This is a genomic window from Desulfosporosinus sp. BICA1-9, from assembly GCF_000802135.1.
Window position 1 is genome coordinate 66,753 of sequence record NZ_JUEE01000088.1, and the last position, 20,822, is coordinate 87,574.

The 20,822-nt window shown below is 42.1% G+C and carries 19 protein-coding genes; 17 read left to right on the forward strand and 2 right to left on the reverse strand.

The window, feature by feature from the left end; all coding sequences use genetic code 11:
- The first annotated feature begins 91 nt into the window (after positions 1-91).
- From JL57_RS11775 to JL57_RS11815, 9 genes are all read left to right on the forward strand, one after another.
- Positions 92-889, forward strand: coding sequence for a class I SAM-dependent methyltransferase (locus JL57_RS11775; RefSeq protein WP_034142239.1), 798 nt, complete (start codon positions 92-94; stop codon positions 887-889).
- 14 nt (positions 890-903) lie between these two features.
- The gene (miaA, locus tag JL57_RS11780; protein WP_034142240.1) at positions 904-1,845 is read left to right on the forward strand and encodes a tRNA (adenosine(37)-N6)-dimethylallyltransferase MiaA; all 942 of its coding nucleotides are present in this window, start codon (positions 904-906) and stop codon (positions 1,843-1,845) included.
- A 35-nt stretch (positions 1,846-1,880) separates the two neighbouring features.
- On the forward strand, positions 1,881-2,129 hold the full coding sequence (gene hfq, locus JL57_RS11785) for an RNA chaperone Hfq (protein WP_034142241.1): 249 nt from the start codon (positions 1,881-1,883) through the stop codon (positions 2,127-2,129).
- 155 nt (positions 2,130-2,284) lie between these two features.
- Positions 2,285-4,108: a translational GTPase TypA gene (gene typA / locus JL57_RS11790; RefSeq protein WP_034142242.1), complete on the forward strand. Its 1,824-nt coding sequence runs from the start codon at positions 2,285-2,287 to the stop codon at positions 4,106-4,108.
- 74 nt (positions 4,109-4,182) lie between these two features.
- Positions 4,183-5,160, forward strand: coding sequence for an AAA family ATPase (locus JL57_RS11795; protein WP_034142243.1), 978 nt, complete (start codon positions 4,183-4,185; stop codon positions 5,158-5,160).
- Positions 5,161-5,239: 79 nt separating this feature from the next.
- Positions 5,240-6,850 (forward strand): GTPase HflX, encoded by a 1,611-nt coding sequence (gene hflX / locus JL57_RS11800; RefSeq protein WP_034142295.1) that lies wholly within the window; start codon positions 5,240-5,242, stop codon positions 6,848-6,850.
- Positions 6,851-7,447: 597 nt separating this feature from the next.
- Complete coding sequence (locus JL57_RS11805) at positions 7,448-8,713, forward strand: methionine gamma-lyase family protein (RefSeq protein ID WP_034142244.1); 1,266 nt, start codon at positions 7,448-7,450, stop codon at positions 8,711-8,713.
- Positions 8,714-8,847: 134 nt separating this feature from the next.
- A complete protein-coding gene (gene lepB / locus JL57_RS11810) occupies positions 8,848-9,393 on the forward strand; it encodes a signal peptidase I (protein ID WP_034142245.1) in 546 nt (181 codons plus the stop codon).
- Between the two features lie 132 nt (positions 9,394-9,525).
- Entirely contained in the window at positions 9,526-10,629 is a 1,104-nt protein-coding gene (locus JL57_RS11815) for a D-alanine--D-alanine ligase family protein (RefSeq protein WP_034142246.1), read from the forward strand.
- A 213-nt stretch (positions 10,630-10,842) separates the two neighbouring features.
- Here JL57_RS11815 and lexA read toward each other — a convergent pair whose 3' ends face one another.
- Complete coding sequence (gene lexA / locus JL57_RS11820) at positions 10,843-11,457, reverse strand: transcriptional repressor LexA (RefSeq protein ID WP_034142247.1); 615 nt, start codon at positions 11,455-11,457, stop codon at positions 10,843-10,845.
- A gap of 143 nt (positions 11,458-11,600) precedes the next feature.
- Between lexA and JL57_RS11825 the strand changes: the two genes are divergently transcribed.
- From JL57_RS11825 to JL57_RS11835, 3 genes are all read left to right on the forward strand, one after another.
- On the forward strand, positions 11,601-12,389 hold the full coding sequence (locus JL57_RS11825; protein ID WP_034142248.1) for a M23 family metallopeptidase: 789 nt from the start codon (positions 11,601-11,603) through the stop codon (positions 12,387-12,389).
- Positions 12,390-12,506: 117 nt separating this feature from the next.
- Positions 12,507-13,598 (forward strand): D-alanyl-D-alanine carboxypeptidase family protein, encoded by a 1,092-nt coding sequence (locus tag JL57_RS11830; protein ID WP_291299989.1) that lies wholly within the window; start codon positions 12,507-12,509, stop codon positions 13,596-13,598.
- 39 nt (positions 13,599-13,637) lie between these two features.
- Positions 13,638-13,820, forward strand: a complete 183-nt coding sequence (locus JL57_RS11835; RefSeq protein WP_034142249.1) for a hypothetical protein — start codon at positions 13,638-13,640, stop codon at positions 13,818-13,820.
- Between the two features lie 145 nt (positions 13,821-13,965).
- Here the strand turns inward: JL57_RS11835 and JL57_RS34230 are convergent, their stop codons facing one another.
- Positions 13,966-14,115 (reverse strand): hypothetical protein, encoded by a 150-nt coding sequence (locus tag JL57_RS34230; RefSeq protein WP_291299990.1) that lies wholly within the window; start codon positions 14,113-14,115, stop codon positions 13,966-13,968.
- 152 nt (positions 14,116-14,267) lie between these two features.
- Between JL57_RS34230 and JL57_RS11840 the strand changes: the two genes are divergently transcribed.
- From JL57_RS11840 to JL57_RS11860, 5 genes are all read left to right on the forward strand, one after another.
- Positions 14,268-14,804, forward strand: coding sequence for a GNAT family N-acetyltransferase (locus JL57_RS11840; RefSeq protein ID WP_034142250.1), 537 nt, complete (start codon positions 14,268-14,270; stop codon positions 14,802-14,804).
- Positions 14,805-15,369: 565 nt separating this feature from the next.
- Positions 15,370-17,505, forward strand: a complete 2,136-nt coding sequence (locus tag JL57_RS11845) for a PAS domain-containing sensor histidine kinase (protein WP_034142251.1) — start codon at positions 15,370-15,372, stop codon at positions 17,503-17,505.
- A 5-nt stretch (positions 17,506-17,510) separates the two neighbouring features.
- On the forward strand, positions 17,511-18,902 hold the full coding sequence (locus tag JL57_RS11850; RefSeq protein WP_034142252.1) for a sigma-54 dependent transcriptional regulator: 1,392 nt from the start codon (positions 17,511-17,513) through the stop codon (positions 18,900-18,902).
- The gene (locus tag JL57_RS11855) at positions 18,902-20,254 is read left to right on the forward strand and encodes a YeiH family protein (RefSeq protein ID WP_034142253.1); all 1,353 of its coding nucleotides are present in this window, start codon (positions 18,902-18,904) and stop codon (positions 20,252-20,254) included. The genes JL57_RS11850 and JL57_RS11855 overlap by 1 nt, the downstream gene beginning before the upstream one ends.
- 65 nt (positions 20,255-20,319) lie before the next feature.
- The gene (locus tag JL57_RS11860) at positions 20,320-20,688 is read left to right on the forward strand and encodes a hypothetical protein (protein ID WP_034142254.1); all 369 of its coding nucleotides are present in this window, start codon (positions 20,320-20,322) and stop codon (positions 20,686-20,688) included.
- Positions 20,689-20,822: the final 134 nt, after the last annotated feature.

Here is a 20,822-nt window from a genome sequence, read left to right on the forward strand (position 1 = left end):
GGGAAGTTTGTGTGCTTTGTGACAGGGACATACTAACCGTAAGAAGGAAACAAGAAGCTTTTATGAAGTTACAAGGGAGGGCTTATGGCTAGTGAATGAACTCCCCATCCATATTAAAATAACCCATTCAGATTCGAGACTTCAAAGGAGATTTGATTGGTTTCTTCAACACCCCGGATGCAACTGGATCACTACACCGAGGGGGGAAGAGAGATTTCCAGAACTAGCCATCACTCGACGTGGTGTATTCTTGACCAATGGAACGGAACGGCTGGCCTTTCATCCCAGCATGGCCCTGATTCGTCTGATTAATCTTCGGCGAGGTGGGTCAGATCGGTTTCTTGAAGCGACGAAGATCAGCGCTGGTGACTCCTTGATCGATGCTACTCTTGGCTTAGGAACGGATGCTTTAATTGGAGCATGGGCAGTCGGTGAAACTGGAAAGGTCCTTGCTTTTGAACAATCCCCGGTTTTAGCCGCTATGGTACAAGATGGTTTAAGCCATATTACTGAACTGATTACAAATTCTAAAAAAACAGAAAAACAAGTCGCTTGGGCTGCTTTAGCAGACGCTTCACATAGAATTCAAATTTCTTGGGGAGATCACATGGAGTTCTTAAGACGAATTCCCACTAGTTCCGTCGATATCGTCTATTTTGATCCCATGTTCAGGCAGACTCTCCAACAATCAAAATCAATCCAACCCTTACACCAATGGTCAGAGCATAAACCACTCGACCCTAAGGCAATTTATGAGGCTTGTCGAATCGCTCGGAAACGGGTTGTCTTAAAGGAACGTAAGAACAGCTCAGAGTTCCAACGCCTTGGTTTTGAGATATTACTCGGAGGCCAGTACAGCCCAGTTGATTATGGTGTCATTCTAGTTTAATGGAGGTAGGATAGGTGTATCCACTTGTAGTAATAATCGGTCCGACTGGAGTTGGTAAGACCGCACTGGGAATAGCACTTGCCCAAACCATCGGTGGAGAAATAATCTCTGGAGATTCCGTCCAGGTCTATCAGAAATTAGATATTGGTTCAGCAAAACCGACGGCAGAAGAGCTTCAACTTGTCCCTCATCATCTGATTGATTGTTTAGATCCCACGGAACCTTTTACGGCTGCTCAGTTTAAATCCCTGGCAACCTCGTTGATCGCTGAGATTAGGGGCCGGGGACATATTCCGATTGTTGTCGGTGGAACAGGACTTTATATTCGTTCCTTATTAGATCCCTATGATTTTTCGCAACACGGCTCAGAGGAAATTCGGAGCAAATGGAAGGAGTTCGCTATTTTACATGGCAACGAGGCACTGCATAGAGAGCTGGAGAAACAGGATCCTGTCACTGCGGAGCAGCTCCATCCCAACAACGTTTTGCGCATAATCAGGGCTCTTGAAGTTTTTGAACTAACAGGAAAAACCCTCTCCAGCCAGCGTCAATTTCGAGATGATGAATACCAGCCCCTTGATCCAGCCATTGTTTATATTGGGCTCACTGCGGCACGAGACGTAATCTATGATCGGATAAATCAACGCTGCGTTACAATGTTAAAGCAGGGTTTAATTGAAGAAACCCTAGCTCTTTTAAAGGACGGTTATGCCCCGACCTTAAAACCTTTGCAAAGTATCGGTTATCGTCATGCAATTTGGTTCTTAAAAGGGAGAGTCACCCAACCAGAAATGTTAAGATTACTCCAACGTGATACACGTCATTTTGCCAAACGTCAATTCACCTGGTTCCGACGTGATCCTCGGATTAGCTGGTACGATATTAGTCTTCAATTAAATGAGATTCTCAAGATTGTCGTACAAACTTGCAGAGCCTGCGAAACTCGTGTAATATAGTTATTATAGAAATATAAGGTGATGGAGGAAAAATCATGAACAAGTCGCCCATCAATTTACAAGATACCTTTTTAAACCAGGTACGCAGAGAAAACCTCCCGGTGACCATTTATTTGGTTAACGGGTTTCAGCTTAAGGGACTTATTAAAGGATTTGACAACTTTACGGTCGTCATTGAATTTGAGGGCAGACAACAAATGGTTTATAAACATGCCATATCAACGGTAATGCCTATTCGACCGATTAACTTCAATACCGCAAGTGCAGGAGACTCAAATACTTAAGTTAACTATCAAGATCATCGACGATTTTCTAAGCATGAAGAACTAAGTTCGGTATAGATCGAACTTAGTTCTTTATGCTTGAATTCATTACTGGACTATGTTATCCTAAGATTATATGCTTTTATCTTAGTGAAAGAAAGGAACTCAACCCAACTATGGAAACTCGAAATTTAAGAAACATTGCAATTATCGCTCACGTTGATCATGGGAAAACGACCCTTGTTGACGTTATGCTTAAACAGAGTGGAACCTTCCGTGCTAACCAACAAGTTGTAGAACGCGTCATGGATTCCAATGATTTAGAACGTGAACGTGGTATTACCATTTTATCAAAAAACACTGCTGTCCATTGGCTGGGAACAAAGATTAATATTATTGACACTCCAGGGCATGCTGACTTCGGAGGAGAGGTTGAACGTGTCTTACAGATGGTCAATGGAGTTCTTCTGATCGTCGATTCCTTTGAAGGGCCGATGCCTCAAACTCGTTTCGTTTTACGAAAAGCCTTGGAACTGAAGCTTATCCCCATTGTTGTCATCAATAAGATAGACCGCCCGGATGCACGACCGGCTGAAGTGGTCGATGAAGTCTTAGATCTCTTCATTGAGCTCGGTGCAGAAGACCATCAATTAGATTTTCCAGTTGTCTATGCCTCTGCGCGCTCAGGCATTGCAGGACTCTCTCCTGATGCTCTGGAAGACACCTTGGCACCTTTATTTTCCGTTATCTTAGAGCATATTCCAGCTCCAGTCGTTGATCTCGATGCTCCCTTTCAAATGCTTGTTACAACCTTAGATTATGACGATTATGTCGGTAAAATCGTCATTGGTCGTATCGTTCGAGGGACAATTCATCAAAATGAAAATATCACCTTGATCAAGCGGGATGAAAGTTTTGAACGGACGCGAGTAGGAAAAGTTATGCTTTTCGAGGGATTAAAGCGAGAAATCGTGCCCGAAGCGTCTGCTGGAGAAATCGTAGCCCTTACGGGATTAACAAGTGCTAATATTGGGGAAACTGTTGCCTGTGCCCTTAGTCCTGAAGCTTTACCGACCATTGAAGTGGATGAGCCTACGCTTTCCATGAATTTTATGGTTAATAACAGCCCCTTTGCCGGACGTGAAGGACACTTTGTTACCTCGCGTAAGATTCGGGAGCGTCTCTGGAAAGAAGTTGAGACAAATGTCAGCCTGAGAGTCGAAGAGACAGACTCTGCTGATAGTTTTCAAGTCTCTGGTAGAGGAGAGCTTCACCTCTCAATTTTAATTGAAAACATGCGTCGCGAAGGGTATGAACTTCAAGTTTCTAAACCTGAAGTTATCTATAAAATGATCGACGGTGTCAAATGCGAACCCATTGAATTCTTAATCTGTGATTTACAAGAGAGTTCCTTGGGAGCTGTCATGGAGTTATTAGGTAAGCGCAAAGCTGAAATGTCTAATATGATAAATCTCTCTGCAACACAACTCCGCGTAGAATTTCGAATTCCGGCTCGAGGCCTGATCGGTTTCCGAGGAGAGTTCTTATCCCAAACCAGGGGTGAGGGAATGATGAGCCATATGTTCTTGGGTTATGAACCTTATAAAGGGGATATCCCAGGCCGAAATCGCGGCGCGCTGATTGCCTTCGAAGAAGGAGAAACGAACGCTTACGGTCTCTATTCTGCTCAAGAGCGCGGCCAATTGTTTGTTGATCCAGGCCTTCATGTATATGGAGGTATGATTGTTGGAGAAAATAAACGTGAACAGGATATTGAAGTTAACGTTTGTAAGAAAAAGCAGCTCACCAATATGCGTACCAGTTCAGCAGATGAAGCGTTACGCCTGGATAAGCCTAGAGAGCTTTCTTTAGAACAATCCTTAGAATTTATTAACGACGATGAATTGGTCGAAATCACCCCTAAAAGTGTTCGACTGCGTAAGAAGTTCTTAGATCATACTTCTCGAGTACGTTACGCCAAAAGCTTAACAGGGAAATAATAACAACACTTAACTAGGACACCTTTTATCTTTACTTGCGTATATTAGTAAAGATGGGAGGTGTGCCTGTACTTATGACAATCCGTATCACGTTTAAACCGGACAATTCTCAACCTCCGGTCATTCAAATTCCCTTACCCCCCAAAAACCCAAGTGAACCCACTCCTACCGCTGAGATGGCGGGGATTGGCCGAGCACGAAAGAGTAACTCTACACAAGAAAAAGATAAGGATAAAGATAAAAAAGTCGGAGAAATTCTCGATGAATTAGAGACCTATATCGGTTTAATCATTGTGAAACGTCTGATCCGAGATCTACAAGCCTATGTGGAAATCCAAAAACGGAGACTCCAGGAAAAACTCATAGCAGAACCCCTTGTTTTACATATGATTTTTAGAGGGAATCCAGGAACCGGCAAAACAACAGTGGCACGTTTGGTCGGGCGACTGTTTAAAGAAATGGGAGTTCTTCAAAAAGGACATGTGATCGAATGTGAACGGGCAGATTTAGTCGGTGAATATATTGGGCATACTGCACAAAAGACAAGAGAGCAACTTAAGAAGGCCTTAGGCGGCGTCCTCTTTATTGATGAAGCCTATTCTTTAGCTCGAGGGGGAGAGAAAGATTTTGGCAAGGAAGCCATCGATGCCTTAGTCAAGGCTATGGAGGACAATAAAGACAATCTTGTTTTAATCTTGGCCGGATATCGTCAAGAAATGGAATGGTTCTTACAGACTAATCCTGGACTTCGTTCCCGCTTCCCTATACATATTGACTTTCCAGATTATACCCTCGATGAATTACTAGCTATCGGTAAACTGATGCTAAAAACTCGGCAATATGAATTAACAACTGAGGCGGAAGATGCGCTCCGCTTCCACCTGCAAAACTTACTCAACACCCATCGTTATGCAGGGAATGCTCGGCTTGTCCGTAACCTCGTGGAAAAAACAGTTCGAAAACAAGCCGTTCGGCTGTTCCAAAAAACGAGTTCAAGTCGCGAAGAACTAATTCAGATCTTGCCTGAAGATATAAATTTGGAAGATCTCTAGTGGAAAAGCGTTTGCAAGAGTGCATTTTGAAGTGTAATCAGTCAGGAAAATTAGGAAACATGAGGTTTTTTGTATGGCTATGGACATTTCGGGAGACTTGTCTGGAATTCGGGCAAGCCAGATACAAGAACTTAAGAATCTTTCTGAAATCAAAACAGAACGGACTGAACTTATCAATTCTACAATTCTTGAAGAATTGATTCGCCTAACCCAACTTTGGAATCGGGAAATCGCTGTCTATCTTTCCCGTCCCGGCACACTGTTAGCCGGGGCTGTTGGCCGTCATGCCACGGTAGCCCTTCCTCCGATTAAAGGAAGATCCGTGGGAAAACATTTGCGCTGTATCCATACGCATCCCAAGGGGAACTACTCCCTAAGTCCCCTTGATCATAGTGCCTTATCCTCTCTTCAGCTGGAAAGTATGGCTTCCCTTGGTGTTCTCGATGGGCAACTCACGGGAATTCAAATTGCCTATCGGACAGACGAGGACAATCCTTATCTCGTTAATCTCAGCCCTAAAAACTGGAATTCCTTTGACTATAACCAGGCTCTTAATGAACTTTCCAAAGGTACATCGAGAGGGACCAAACCTCAGACCCCTCCTAATAGTGAGCGCGCTTTCCTTATTGCCCTGGAAGAAAGTGACCAAGAAAATCAGGATTATCTAGATGAACTGCGCGAACTAACCCGGTCAGCTGGGGTTGAGGTAGTCGGTCAACTTGTCCAATTAAGGCGTTATAGCCAGAATCGCAGCTATTTTGGAACCGGAAAACTTGAAGAACTTGTCCACCGTTTACAGGAAACAGAAGCTAATGTGATTATCTGTGATGATGAACTATCGACCACCCAGTTGCGAACCTTAGAGGCAGAAACTGGTCTGAAAGTATTAGACCGTTCAGGATTGATCTTAGATATTTTTGCTCAGCGCGCTCAATCCCGGGAAGGTAAACTTCAAGTTGAATTAGCTCAATTAAAGCATCTATTACCTTATTTAACAGGTCAGGGACAAGCACTCTCTCGTTTAGGTGGAGGAGTTGGCACCCGGGGTCCTGGAGAAACAAAACTTGAGATGGATCGTCGGAGAATGCGGGATCGCATAACCCAACTTGAAAGAGAATTAAAACTTGTACTTCAGCACCGGGAAGTTCAGCGCCGTCAAAGAAGTAGAAGTGGGCTCCCCATCATTGCCTTAGTAGGCTATACTAACGCAGGAAAAACGACGTTCATGAAAAATGCCATGGAACAAGCGGGTAGTCGTTCCGATTTGCCCCTTGGTGAAAATAGATTATTTGCTACGTTAGATCCCATCGTTCGGAGTATTAGAGTAAGCTCTTCCTTGGAAGTTCTGCTTAGCGACACGGTTGGGTTTATCAGAAAATTACCCACTCAGTTGATTAATGCTTTTATTGCAACCTTAGAAGAAGTACAACAAGCGGATGTTTTGATTCATGTTTTAGATGCCAGTCATCCTCAGGCCCTCCAACAAGCTGAGGCGGTCCATCAAGTGCTAAAACAACTTGGATGCGTTGAAAAACCTATGCTAAGCTTGCTAAATAAGGTTGATAAAGCCTTAGATGAAGATGCTTTGAATGATTTAGCTCAACAACTTCCTTATCCCGTCAAAATGTCCCTAACTCGTGGAGATTCTCTCAAGCCAGTATGGAAATATGTCAGCTCATTACTAACCTAAACCCCCAGAGATTGACTACCTAAAGACTGGCAAAGCTTATCAAATTGAAATCATACGAGAGAATAAACGGTACTACGTCCATGTCACGATTGAAGAGAAAGAAGCTGCACAGTATACCTCAAATGATGGGGCTATCGGGGTTGATGCAAATCCGGACGGATTAGGGGTAGCAGAGCTGGATTATTACGGCCAATACCGAGGCAGTCATTTTATTCGTGAAAGCGAATGGACCTATGCACGTTCTAAATCGAAGGTTAAACTTAATACGAAAGGATGTGAAAAGCCTGGTTTCATGGCAACATTTGCGGAAAGCTTGCTTAGCTGAGGTATTAACTCCAGCTTAAAGATAAGAAATGGCAACAGTACACGTGGTGAAAGGCTGTTGTCATGGTGATCTTAGGCGATGGGTAACACCCTCTTTTGGATAGAACGTGAAAGCGGCGGTTAAATCTACGGAGTTTAACCATCCGAAACATAGACGAGAGTCTGTGGCTCAGCAACTGAATCCTGTGACGTTGCCGCTTGTTCGTCGGACAAGTGAAGGACGCATTTTGTAGTTTAGTTAATTTTAATGCGTTTTAGAAACCAGGAAATAGTTTGTATTTGAATCCCGATTGGCCGAAGTTGATTAACAAAGCAGTAGCCGAAGCGGAAGAAGCACTCTTTCGTCAACTACCTGTACTACAAGAGATAGCCTTCAAAAATCATAAGAAAGTATTAAAAGCATTTCAAGAAGAGCGAGTTTCTACTTATCACTTACAGGGAACCACGGGTTATGGACTCGGTGATTCTGGTCGAGAAGTCCTCGACCGTGTAGCAGCCCGTATTTTAGGAACCGAAGCGGCACTTGTCCGCGGTCAGTTTGTTTCAGGGACTCATGCAATTGCTGCAGCCCTTTTTGGTGTGCTTCGACCAGGCGATCATATTATTTCGGTTAGCGGAGCTCCTTACGATACCCTAGAAGAAGTTATCGGGCTAAGGGGAAAAGGGCAGGGGAGTCTCATAGATTTTGGGATATCCTATGAGGACATCCCCTTAGACTCACAAGGTAAAATACAATACTCTCTTTTAGGCGAGAGAATTACAGATAAGACCCGCTTACTTATGGTTCAGCGTTCGCGAGGGTATGCTTGGCGCAACTCTCTGATGATAGCTCAGTTAAAGGAACTTGTAGAAAATGTCAAAACAAACTATCCTCAACTGATTATTTTTGTAGATAACTGCTATGGAGAGCTCGTCGAAATCCAAGAACCGGGTGATATTGGCGTCGATTTGCTCGCTGGTTCGCTAATTAAGAATCTAGGAGGCAGTCTAGCTCCTACCGGTGGGTATGTAGCCGGGCGCGCAGATCTAGTTCAACTCGCTGCCCAGCGCTTAACAGCACCAGGCATCGGTGAGCACATGGGGGCGACCTTAGAGTGGCAACGACTGTTTTATCAAGGCTTATTTTTGAGTCCCTTGACGGTTTCTGAATCGATTAAAGGTGCGGTTTTTTCCTCAGCATTTTGGCGAGCTTTAGGATTTGAAGTAAATCCAGAACCAGAAATGCTAAGAACTGATCTTATCCAAGCCGTTAGGCTCGGATCAAGAGAAAAGCTGATCGCCTTTTGTCAGGGAATACAAAAAGGTTCTCCACTTGATTCTCACGTCACGCCTATACCCTCTGGTATGCCAGGTTATGAAGATGAAGTCATTATGGCAGGGGGAACTTTTATCTTAGGTTCAACCAGTGAATTTTCTGCTGACGGTCCTCTCCGCGAACCCTATATTGTTTATCAGCAAGGTGGAATTTCACATCATTATGTGCAGCTAGGCAACATTTTAGCAGCTCTTAATTTATTTGAACAAGGACTTCTCAGTTAACTTTTTCAGACTTAATTCGATGGCTATTCTCCTCAGATAAGTTTAGCTAAACTCGTTGAGGAGAGAATCCACTTTGCTTATATAAGCTTTCTTGAAAAAAATATGTTAATATTTAAGGGGGAAAGAGGTGAATTATGGATACTTCGGAGTCACCAAAAAGTACTGGGCGATTTTTAATAGAACTAATAGAAATTGTCCTGATTGCCTTTGCGCTTTCTTGGTTGTTGCGTACCTTTGTGATTGAAGCACGCAAAATTCCTACTGGTTCAATGCTTCCTACCATTCAACTTGAAGACCGGGTAATTGTAGATAAGTTTTTCTTTAAACGGTTTGATCAGATTAGCCCTGGTGATATTGTTGTTTTCCATCCACCAGCCAGTGCCCATGCGACAGATGACTACATTAAACGAGTCGTAGGCTTACCAGGAGATAAAATCGAAATACGAAATCGTACAACCTATGTCAATGGTCAGCCTCTTTATGAACCCTATCTATTAGAGAAGCCTAACAATAACTTCGGTCCCATAGACGTTCCTGAGAATTCAGTCTTTGTGATGGGAGACAATCGCAATAACAGTGCGGATTCTAGGGAATGGGGCTTTTTACCGATGGAAAATATTACCGGCAGAACTCTTTTTCGCTACTGGCCTATAGGACAAATTGGTGCTCTTGCCCGTTAGGCGGGAGCTTTTTTCTTTTAGAAGCATATACTTCTATGAGAAAGATTATCTTCTCTTATGAGGAAATTTTTTGGGACACAGAGAACATATGAATTTTTGTTCTAAAGAGATTAATTGAGAGGGTGGGGTATAGTGGGTGAACACAAACTAAATGTGGCTCTTTTATTTGGTGGCCGCTCTGGTGAACATGAGGTTTCATTAAATTCAGCCCAGTCTATTTATAATGCCATTGATCGAAATCGTTATAATGTAGAAACCATCGGCATTAATAAACTTGGGCAATGGTTTTGGGGGGAATTACCAGGGAAATTGATCAAGGATGGCTTCCCTTCCCAAGATCAAGCTTGTCAGGTTACGCTGGTTATTGATCCGACAAACCCGCATTTTATTGCTTTAGATGGTCGTGTTCTGCCAAACCAAGGGAAAGTTGATCTGATTTTTCCTGTCCTTCATGGACCCTATGGGGAAGATGGAACTCTTCAAGGATTACTCGAAATGGCTAATATCCCTTATGTAGGATCAGGCGTTTTAGGTTCCTCACTTGGTATGGACAAAGATCGGATGAAAGCCGTTTTCCATGAAAAGGAGCTGCCCCAAGCACGCTACCTGACGTTACTTCGTTCAGACTTACTGAACGAGGTAGAAACAAGTCTTAATCAAATCGAGGCAAAGATAGGCTATCCTTGCTTTGTAAAGCCAGCTAATCTAGGCTCAAGTGTGGGAATATCCAAGGCCCATCATCGCTTAGAATTGCAGAATGCGCTAAAGGTTGCAGCGAACTTCGATCGTAAAATCGTTGTCGAAGAAACAATTATTGGCCAAGAAATTGAAGTCTCTGTTCTGGGGAATGACAGGCCAAAAGCCTCGCTTCCTGGAGAAGTTTTACCTGCGCAGGAATTCTATACTTATGAAGCAAAGTATTCCAATATTGGTTCTAGACTGTTGATCCCGGCAGACCTCGATCAATCTATCGTAGAGCGTTTACAGAAGATGGCCGTTGAAGCTTTCTGTGCTGTCGAAGCCTGTGGTTTGAGTCGTGTTGATTTCTTTGTAACCCCTCAAAACGAGATTTACCTAAACGAAATTAATACCTTACCAGGTTTTACGGAAATCTCAATGTACCCCAAGCTTTGGGAGGTTACCGGAATTCCGTACTCTGATTTGATTGATGAATTAATCACTTTAGGTTTAGAACGATTTCAGGATAAACAAAGCTCCAAAATCTCGCCTGAATAAGGTTGCCGATGGCAACCGATGGCTAACCGCTACTAAAGAGTCCTACTTTTAGGTTTCATGTATTCCCGATCATAAAGGGGAGCAGAGATGGATATCCATCTCTGCTCCCCTTATTTTATTTATCAAATTTAGTGCTTTGATAAAATACTGATAAAAAATGAAAGAGTAATAGTAAGCGTTCTTTCTAGTGCATATTGTTTAGGGGGCGTCTTATTAGAGGGTACGAAAGACACCGACAACTTTCCCTAAAATCGAGACGTCCTGGGAATAGATTGGTTCCATAGCAGAGTTTTCGGGCTGGAGCCGAATGAGCGTTCTTTCTTTAAAAAATCGTTTTACAGTTGCTTCATCACCTATCAATGCCACAACGATTTCGCCGTTTCTAGCTACATTTTGTTGACGGACGATAATGTAGTCTCCATCCAGAATGCCTGCTTCAATCATGCTATCTCCTTGAACCTTAAGCATAAAAACATTATCTTGACGAACCAGATCGTCCGGAAGGGGAAAGGTGCCTTCAATGTTTTCCACAGCTAAAATCGGCTGTCCTGCAGTTACACGACCCACAATGGGCACATGTATCGCTTTCTGCTTGTCAATTGGGTCAATAGAACTATCCAAGATCTCGATGGCCCGAGGCTTTGTAGGATCACGCCGGATATACCCTTTTTCCTCTAAGGTCTGAAGATGTCCATGCACTGTAGAGCTAGATAGTAAACCAACAGCTTCGCCTATTTCCCGAACGGCAGGAGGATATCCTTTTTTACGTATTTCTTCTTTAATAAATTCCAAGATCTTCGTTTGACGCATTGATAAATCCGGGTACATAAGTATCACACCCCCATCTATTCAGGAATATTGTACCATCCATTGCCGTAAAGTGCAAACAAATGTTCGCAATGAATCATGTATAGTCAGTATAAACGAGAATGTGAAAAGAAAATGATCTTTGAAGAAAGTAGGGGAATAAGATGAGAATTTATACCAGACTCCAACACAGATTAGCTCAGCTCATATTTCTTATTTTACTCGGCATGATTGCATGGCATTTACTTCATAAGCCACCTAATATATCAGAAGATATCTATCCGTATTTGAGTTCAGTAACACCTACTCTTGTGAAACAGTGCCATGAAGATAGCCTCAAATCCCCTACTGCTTCATGGGAGGATTTATTAGCAATCCGTTCGACTCTACCAGAAAAAGAAGCTCAGGCGCTTATTGACCAACTTCGCAATCAAGTTCTATTTAAAGACTTAAACTGGGGCACGCTTCCGTCAGCTTCCCTTAAAAAAGTTCGGAGGCATCGGGATATCCTAAAGCAATATACATATTATTATCCCGAGAAATATGTCTTTCCTGTGCAGGGTGCGACCTGGTTCGATGATAGCTTTGGTGCAGATCGAGAAGGAGGATTCCGCAGACATGAAGGGACAGATTTGTTTGGAAAGGAAGGGACTCCCATTGTTAGTATCTGTGGGGGAAAGATTGAGCAGTTAGGGTGGAACAGGCTGGGTGGAGAACGAGTCGGAGTACGAGGGGATGATGGAAATTATTATTATTACGCCCATCTGCAATATAGTTCGCCGCACCTTAGTAAAGGAAAACGAATCGAAAAAGGGGAGGCCATAGGAGGGATGGGGCACACTGGAGACGCCTTGACTACACCCGATCATCTTCATTTTGGAATTGAACTACCCAATGGAAAATGGGTCAATCCCTATCCTTTTTTGGCAGTTTGGCAACTATGGATGAAATAAAGGAACTTGCTCAATATTTTAAAATTAGTTATAATAACCTTGTTTGTGCAATCAGAAACTATAAGTTCGGGTAAGCATAAGTAATTACTAAGGAGATGCCCTAGGAGGGGTTAATCATTGAGCTATAAAAAGCGAAGACATTTCAGATCAAAGGGAATTATACTTGTGATGTTCATTGGAATATTATCGTTGGTAGGATTCCGCTATTTTGATCTAGGCCCTGCCAAGGTCAAAGGCCTTATTACATTAGCTGAAACTAAACTAAAAATCTTCAAGTCCATGACCTCACTTACTCCTACACCAACAGCTGCTGCTATAGCAATTGCTACACCTACAAGTAAAGATAATACTACTAATACTAATACTAATACTAATACTTCATTTTCAAGTTCAAGTTCAGCTTCGGAGCACATAGCGCCAAAGGTAAGCTACGTACTCCTTGATCCCCAAACGAACCAGATACTTAAATCACAAAATCCTGACTTACAACGCGCCCCTGCCAGCACCTTGAAACTCCTCACTGGTTTAATCGCTGAAGAGAGCTTGAAAGAGACGGATATCGTGAAGGTCGGCCCTGAAGTAACGGTAGAAGGCTCCAGACTTGGACTCAGTCCAGGAGACGAAATATCCGTCGACGACCTGTTAACTGCGCTTTATGTCAACAGTTCTAATGACGCAGCTGCTGCTTTGGCAGTCAAAATCAGCGGTTCAATCCCTGAATTTGCTCAGAAAATGAATAACTATGCCACTGCTCTAGGGTGTCAAAATTCTCGCTTTACGAACCCACATGGAATGCCCGACCCTGACCAATATACCACTGCTAGCGACTTTGCTGTGATTGCCAATCACTTTATCAAGAATGAAAAACTCATGAAATATGTTCAGAAAAACCACGCACGTGTCCAGTGGAAAGACGCTCAGGGTAAGATTCGTAACGCGGAGTTGCAGAACACGAACCTCCTCCTAGGGGTTTATCCTGGAGACCGAGGTCTAAAAACTGGTACCACGACAGAAGCTGGTCAATGCCTTGTAACCTATGTCACAAGAGCAGACGGAGATTTATTACTGGTCTTATTTGGGAGTGAGCAACGCTATAAAGATACCATTAACTTATTGGATGAAGCGTGGGCAGAGCAACGGTCAAAGGCTGCACTTCGAGACCTATCTAAAGACCCAAGATCGTTGATTGTGAGTCCGGGACTATTTTAATTTAGTTCATAATAATTAGTACTTTGGAGGTTTGAGAACTTGAATAAGCTTGGTGAGCCTTGCGTTTTGGAAGATCGTGTTTGCACAGCATGTGGAGAATGTGATCTTTGTGATCTAGATCCGACAAAACAATGTGATAATTGTTGCCAGTGTATTAAAACACCCGAGGGTGACTTCGCTGAAATTGAGATCGACGATATATTAGTGAATATTGAAGAGTAACCCGACCAAAAGGGGGATGTATTATTTAGTGCAAGTGGAATGAGTGATGGTGGGCTAAATCCATTGATTTAATTTCAATGCGCTTAAGTAAGAAGGGGGAACTTATATTCCCTAATTCCCCCTATTAGTTATTTGAGAACTAATCTTAGCTTCGTTGTTTTTGCTTCTTATTATTTCCCCCTAATCTTTCAATTTTAGGTTCATTAGCCTGATTTTTTAATTGTTCAAAATGTTCGTCCATCTCTGGATATTTATTAGCTAAAACTTCTCTTCTTGTCTGATCTTGATTACTCAAAAAGAACGCCTCCTCATTATTAAACTTATTACTCTGATAGTATTTCCTGAATTGTAGGTTACAATCCAATAATGTTTGATGATATTCCATAATTGGGATAAAGTATATTTGAAATTGATATAAGCAGTTATACGAGGGAGGAGAGAAATCCTATGAAAACCATTCCTTTGAAAAACGGACAAACGGTGCTAATAAAAGAAGCCGGCAAAGGAGACGCTCCCGAGCTCGTTATCTACTTACAGATGATCGGTGCTCAATCGGATTTCCTAACCTTTGGACCTGGTGAACTTGAGGTATCGGTAAGCGAAGAGGAAGTTTTCCTCGAAGAAAGTCGCATCACCAAAAACAGAATTATGCTCCTCGCCTTAGTTGGAGATAAGGTAATTGGCTGTTTAAACTTTACTGGTGGAATCCGGGCCCGGATACAACATACGGGCGAATTCGGAGTTTCAGTACTTAAGAATTACTGGGACCAAGGAATTGGAACCGTTTTGGTTCAAGAATTGATTCAGTGGGCAAAGGACTCAAACAAAGTTCGCAAACTTAATCTTCGAGTTCGAAGTGACAATGATAGAGCGATTCGTGTCTACGAGAAAATTGGCTTCATTCAAGAGGGGTTGATTACAAGGGAGTTCTTTATTTCAGGGCAGTTTTTTGATTGTATCTATATGGGTCTTACCATTGATTAGAAGGAGGGTTGTATCAGTCAATTTACTTTCCCGCACTCGCAATTAACAAAATTGTAAAAAAATTAAAACTAGTCGGAAGAGTTAGACTTTGAGAAAGTGAGAACAATCACTATCTTTTTAAATTTCAGTCTGTTATAATAAAAGCAAGTAATTCACATCGATAATTTTAAGTTGTGAAGGGAGAAAAAACGATGGCTGTAACAATATTTACTTGGTTTTTAATAGTACTGATGGTTCTATTAGCAATTGCAAGTGTTAAATTCATAATTAGTTCTTGTTATCAAGTTTATAAGAAATTCCACAGAATCTCCGAAGAAAAACGAGGATCTTTGAACAAATCAATTCAAGTATAGTTAGATCGATAAAAAATGTCTATCTACAAAAGACAGAAAGCACCTCTTTTCGATTAGAAAAGGGGTGCTATTTTCACATTCTGTGACCAAAATAAATGATTATATAAAAAAATGTCGTCTTTTTGACAAAAATCAGTAAGCTCGTGCTACACTAAGTGTAAAGACATAGTTATTAGATCTGAGGAAGAAAAAACACGGATGGGGGCCGACTGTTGAAAAAAAGTTTAATTCCATGGTGGATGCGCCTTAAAATTCATTTTCTTATATTTGGAGTCACCATGTCCATTCTTCCTCTGTTCCTTCTTGGTAATTTAGGTTTTACATCTGTACGACAAAATCTACAAAAGGGTATTTACGAACAAGACTTTGCGCAGGTAACAGTAATCGCCAATGAAATACGAAACTTCGTCAGAAATGTTGAGATCAGTTTAACCCCTACGAAGGTAACGAGTGCCTACGCTCTCATAGGGAAAGACGAAACATCACGTCAGATAATTTTAGAAATACTTTTGCACCAAGAGTCTTTTATCGAAGAAATTAAGATAACTGATGAAAATTTTATCATCATCGATCAGATCACTCGTCAAGAGGGAATTCACCCTTCTACGTCAGCAACCAAAATTGAAAATCCGATATCCACGGAAAAATTATCAGCTATTAGTGAAGTGTTCTTCTCGAGTGATGGTCGCCCGGAGATCTATTTGACTGTAGCGGTTCAAGACCCCTTGACTAAAGCTCGAATCGGATATTTGCAAGCTAAAGTTGACTTGAATGGGATCATCAGCCGATATGTTAATATGCAGTTGGGTGAGGGAGCGTACGTATTTATAGTTGACCAAGCCGGAAATTTAATTGGGCATACTGACTCCAATCTTGTTTTGCATCATGAGGAAATTCGTGAAGATCCTGCTGTTCAAAGTTTTCTAGAGGGAGAAGATTCCTCCCAGGGAAATGAGTATAAAAATCTGGATGGTGTTTCCGTCATAGGGGCGTTTGCTTCTATGGGCACTCCGAATTGGGCAGTATTTATTGAACAGCCAGCCCGAGAAGCGAATAAACCAATTTTAGTTTTTGCCTATCGGCTCATGGTCATTGCCATCTTAATCATGGTCCTTGCTATGATTTTAAGTATTGCCTTTGGTTTAAAAGTAGTTCATCCCATTGAAAATCTTGAAGGTCAAGTTAGACGGATCATTTCAACGGGAGATTTAGAATCCCATATTCCAATTGAGAGTTGGGATGAAATCGGGAGGTTAGTTAGATCCTTCAATCAGTTGTTAAATTCACTAGATCAAAAAAATGAAAACCTAAAAAATGAGAAGGAGCTCTTGACCACCGTCGTTGACGGGGTTGGGGCTGGAATGGTTCTACTAAATCCTGATAAGAAGATTATTTGGTGGAATACGAAGTTCTCAGAATGGTTTGGGCATCAATTAGAGAATCTCCCGTGTGATCAAGTTGTTAATGGAGAAGAAATGGAGGGCGGTTACCACGAAAAAGGGCGTAATATATGTTCTGTTTTCGTGAACGAGGAACGCCGACATTTCCGTCAGATGCAGTATGAGCTATCACCTGATAATCCAGAAGGTGCGGCTTACCTGTTATTACTCGACGATGTTACCCAAGAGGTGGAAATGGAAGCCCGCATGATTGAGACGGATAAAATGGCTGCCATTGGACTTTTGGCCTCAGGAGTTGCTCATGAAATAAATAATCCATTGGCTATAATTGCGGCTCATAGTGAGGATTTACTAGACCGCTTGAATGAGGAAGAACTAGGGCCAACGCAAGGGGAAATCAAGACCGGCTTTAAGACGGTCTTGGGACAAATCGACAGATGTAAACAGATTACGGGTCGTTTACTTGGTTTTGCCCGACAGCGCATCAATGGGAGTGACCTTATCGAAATTGGTGTAGTCAGCGTGCAGACACTAGGACTTTTAGAACACAAGATTAAACACAAGAAGATTAAAGTTGAGGTCGAACTGGAAAATAGTCTATTTATCCTGGGTAATGAAAACGAGTGGCAGCAAGTGGTTCTCAATCTGATCAACAATGCTTTGGATGCCTCCTCTGAAGGAAAAATGATCGAAGTTAAAGGATGTCACGAAGGGGATAAAATTCATTTTACGATCAAGGATTATGGGGAAGGAATTCCTCAAATCAATCTAAAGAAGGCCTTCGACCCGTTTTTTACAACGAAGTCTGTAGGGCAAGGAACCGGTTTGGGGTTGTATGTAAGTTACGGAATTGTTCAGAAGATGCAAGGCGAGATGGCTTTAGAAAGTTCGGAAGGTCAAGGAACTTGTGTGAGGATAACCTTGCCTCTCCATAAGGGAGGAGATTAAAGTAGATGAAGCACAGTCACAGGATTCTAATCTTAGACGATGAGGAAGCCTTGCGTGTGATTATTGCACAGCGTTTAAAGCGTAAGGGCTATGAAATAATGGAAGCCGGCACAGCCAAAGAAGGTTTATCCCTTCTCAAAGATACTTTAATCGATGCTGTCCTGTTGGATATTAAGCTGCCGGACGGTGACGGGCTTATTCTTTTACCAAAGATTAAACAATTACAACCCGATCTCCAAGTCGTCATGTTAACTGGTAATGGTACCATCGAGTCAGCCATTGAAGCTATGAAACTTGGAGCGTATGATTACCTGACCAAACCGTGTAACTTGTCAGAACTCGAAATTACGTTACAAAAAGCCCTTGAAAAAAAGAAGTTATTGTTGGAAAATACAGGGCTCAGGCAGGTAGTGAATCGCCAAACTCGAGAACTAGTAATTATCGCCGAAAGTGCACCCATGGTTGCGCTCCTTGAGATGACCCATAAGGTTGCTCAAACAGATGCCTCAGTCCTCATACAAGGAGAGAGCGGCGTGGGTAAGGAGTTGATTGCTCAAGCAATCCATCACTGGAGCTCACGGGTAAACCGCCCCTGGATTCCTGTCAACGCAGGCGCTATACCAGAGACTTTAATAGAGAGTGAGCTTTTTGGACACGAAAAAGGAGCCTTTACCGGAGCCGGGTCTCAGAAAATCGGATTAGTAGAAATGGCCGATAACGGCACGCTCTTTCTCGATGAAATTGGTGAAATGCCCTTGTCTATTCAAGTAAAGCTTCTCCGGTTTTTAGAAAGCGGAGAATTCCGCCGGGTTGGAGATACCCGACTCCGACAGGTAGATGTTCGGATTGTAGCAGCAACAAATCGAGATCTTCAGCAGGAGATTAATTGCGGAAGATTTCGAGAAGATTTGTTTTACCGCTTAAACGGGTTAACCTTAATCGTCCCTCCACTACGAGAACGGCGGGAAGATATTCTTCCGCTTATAAGACAATTTCTTGAAACCCAGACCAACAAAAATTTTCTTCAAGACGAATATAGTTTATTACCAGAAACAATTGAGCAATTGCTAAATTATGATTTTCCGGGTAATGTTCGTGAGCTCTTCCATCTCATTGAACGCGGAATAATCTTGTCTATCGGTGGAAGGATCGCACCTAAAGATATTTGGGGAAACTCAGATCAAATCCTGAAGCCATCTCACTCCTCCGGTTCAGAAGATGGATTCTTCGATATATTCCGTGGCAATCCATATCCCTCAATAGAAGATGTTGAAAAGCACTACATTTTAGCTACTCTTAAAAGAGTTAAGGGCAATAAGACACAAGCTGCAAATATATTAGGAATCAGTGTGAGGAATCTGTATCGAAAGTTACAAAGTTATGGGGTGGTTGAATAATGGGCTATATATCCTCTGCAAAGAAATCAACGACTCCTTCCGGGGGCTGGTCCGACCTTTGGAAGCAGGAAGATTATTGGGCCATGTGGCTTGGTTTAACAATCGTACTGTTAGCAATCGTGTTTTGGAGTAATGGATATAACTTTAGAAATTGGATTGTCGTTAAGATCCCGAACTATAGCGACTATAACACTGCTTTTAGTTATCTTAGTAGCCATAAGACCACTCTCTTAACCCTCTATTTATTTTTTCTGATCTTATTCTCAATTGCGATTAAAGCTCTTAGTGGAGAAGTTAAGCGATTTTTAGTAGGATTCACGTTTCTTTTTTTACTCAGTGTTCTAGTTTCGGTATGGGGTTCTTGGGATGTCATGAAAAGATATAACTTTGAAACCCCGCTTCTCGCCCTCGTAGTAGGACTTGCAATTAGTAACCTTTTAAAGATTCCCTATTGGCTAAGCACCGCACTCCAGACCCAATTTTACATTAAGCTGGGAATTGTGTTAATGGGTGCATCCTTACCATTAACTTTAATTGTCCGAGCCGGCTCGACAGCTTTTGCCCAAGCAACAATAATTGCGATAGCTACTTTCCTCACCATTTACTGGACAGGAACACGGATTTTCGCGCTAGATAAGCGCTTTGCTGCTACACTGGCTGCCGGAGGTTCGATCTGTGGAGTTTCTGCTTCGATTGCCATTGGTGGAGCTGTTAAAGCAGAAAAGCAGCACGTTTCAATAGCAATTTCTCTGGTTATTCTTTGGTCCATCATCATGATTTTCATTCTCCCCTTAGCCATTAAGGCATTGCATATTCCACCAGGTCCAGCGGGTGCTTGGATTGGCACATCAGAATTTGCCGATGCTCCTGGTATGGCCGCAGCGGCTGCTATCAATGAACAAGCTATCAAAACGTTTACCCTGATGAAAGTCGTAGGTCGTGACATGTTCATCGGGATCTGGTGTTTCATCATGGCCTTTATTTCTGTCACAAGATGGGATAAAAGGTATGCTGGCACCAAACCGGATGCTCTTGATATCTGGATACGTTTTCCGAAATTCGTTATAGGGTTCTTTGTAGCCTCAATTATCATAACGTTCTTAGCTGCTTCTCCGAATGTAGTGACTTCCAAAGCCCTCGATAATAACATCATTAATCCGATTATAGAATTAAGAAATTGGGCCTTTATCTTCACCTTTCTCTCAATTGGTCTAACGAGTCGCATAAAGGAACTTGCTGCAGTCGGTTGGAAGCCCTTTGCAGCTTTTACTGCTGGTGTGCTGGTAAATATTCCCCTTGGATATCTGTTATCGGTTGTAATTATGGGTAGCTATTGGATAACAGTCAAGTAAGCTTCAAGCCAGAAAAGGTATTAAAAGCTTATTAATATTGTTTAAAGATTAAGGAGAAAAAGAGTATGCGCCAGGATAATGTGACTTGTGTACAAAGAACTCGATTTTTGTTCCATTTTTTTGAAAAAAATAATGGGTCAACCGGCGAAAGACCTCCTTTGGATGATATTGTTAAAGTTAAGAGGGTAAGCGCTAAAGCAGTTCGAAATTTTAGTGAGTTTTTAAGCTCGAGATTAGAGCGGATCGCTACCATGATGGAATTATTGTCTGAAGCCCATGATGACTGGGCAATCACTGGTAAAAAAGATTATATCCTCATGGAAACCGAAACCTATGATTTTAACGATGCTATCAAGATTCTCAAAGAACAAGGATTTGAGGATAGTGAATTTAACCTAAACGTTGAATATACCCGTAAATGGGGAGTCTTATAAATTTCTGTACTGCCTCAAAAAGATGTCAAGGACATTCGTGAAGGGAAAGCTCATGGGTCTTTCGGGTAAGAAGAATAAGAAAAGGGGAGCCTTGTCATAGAAACGCAAGACGGGGGGGATGTTTTTTCTGTCTA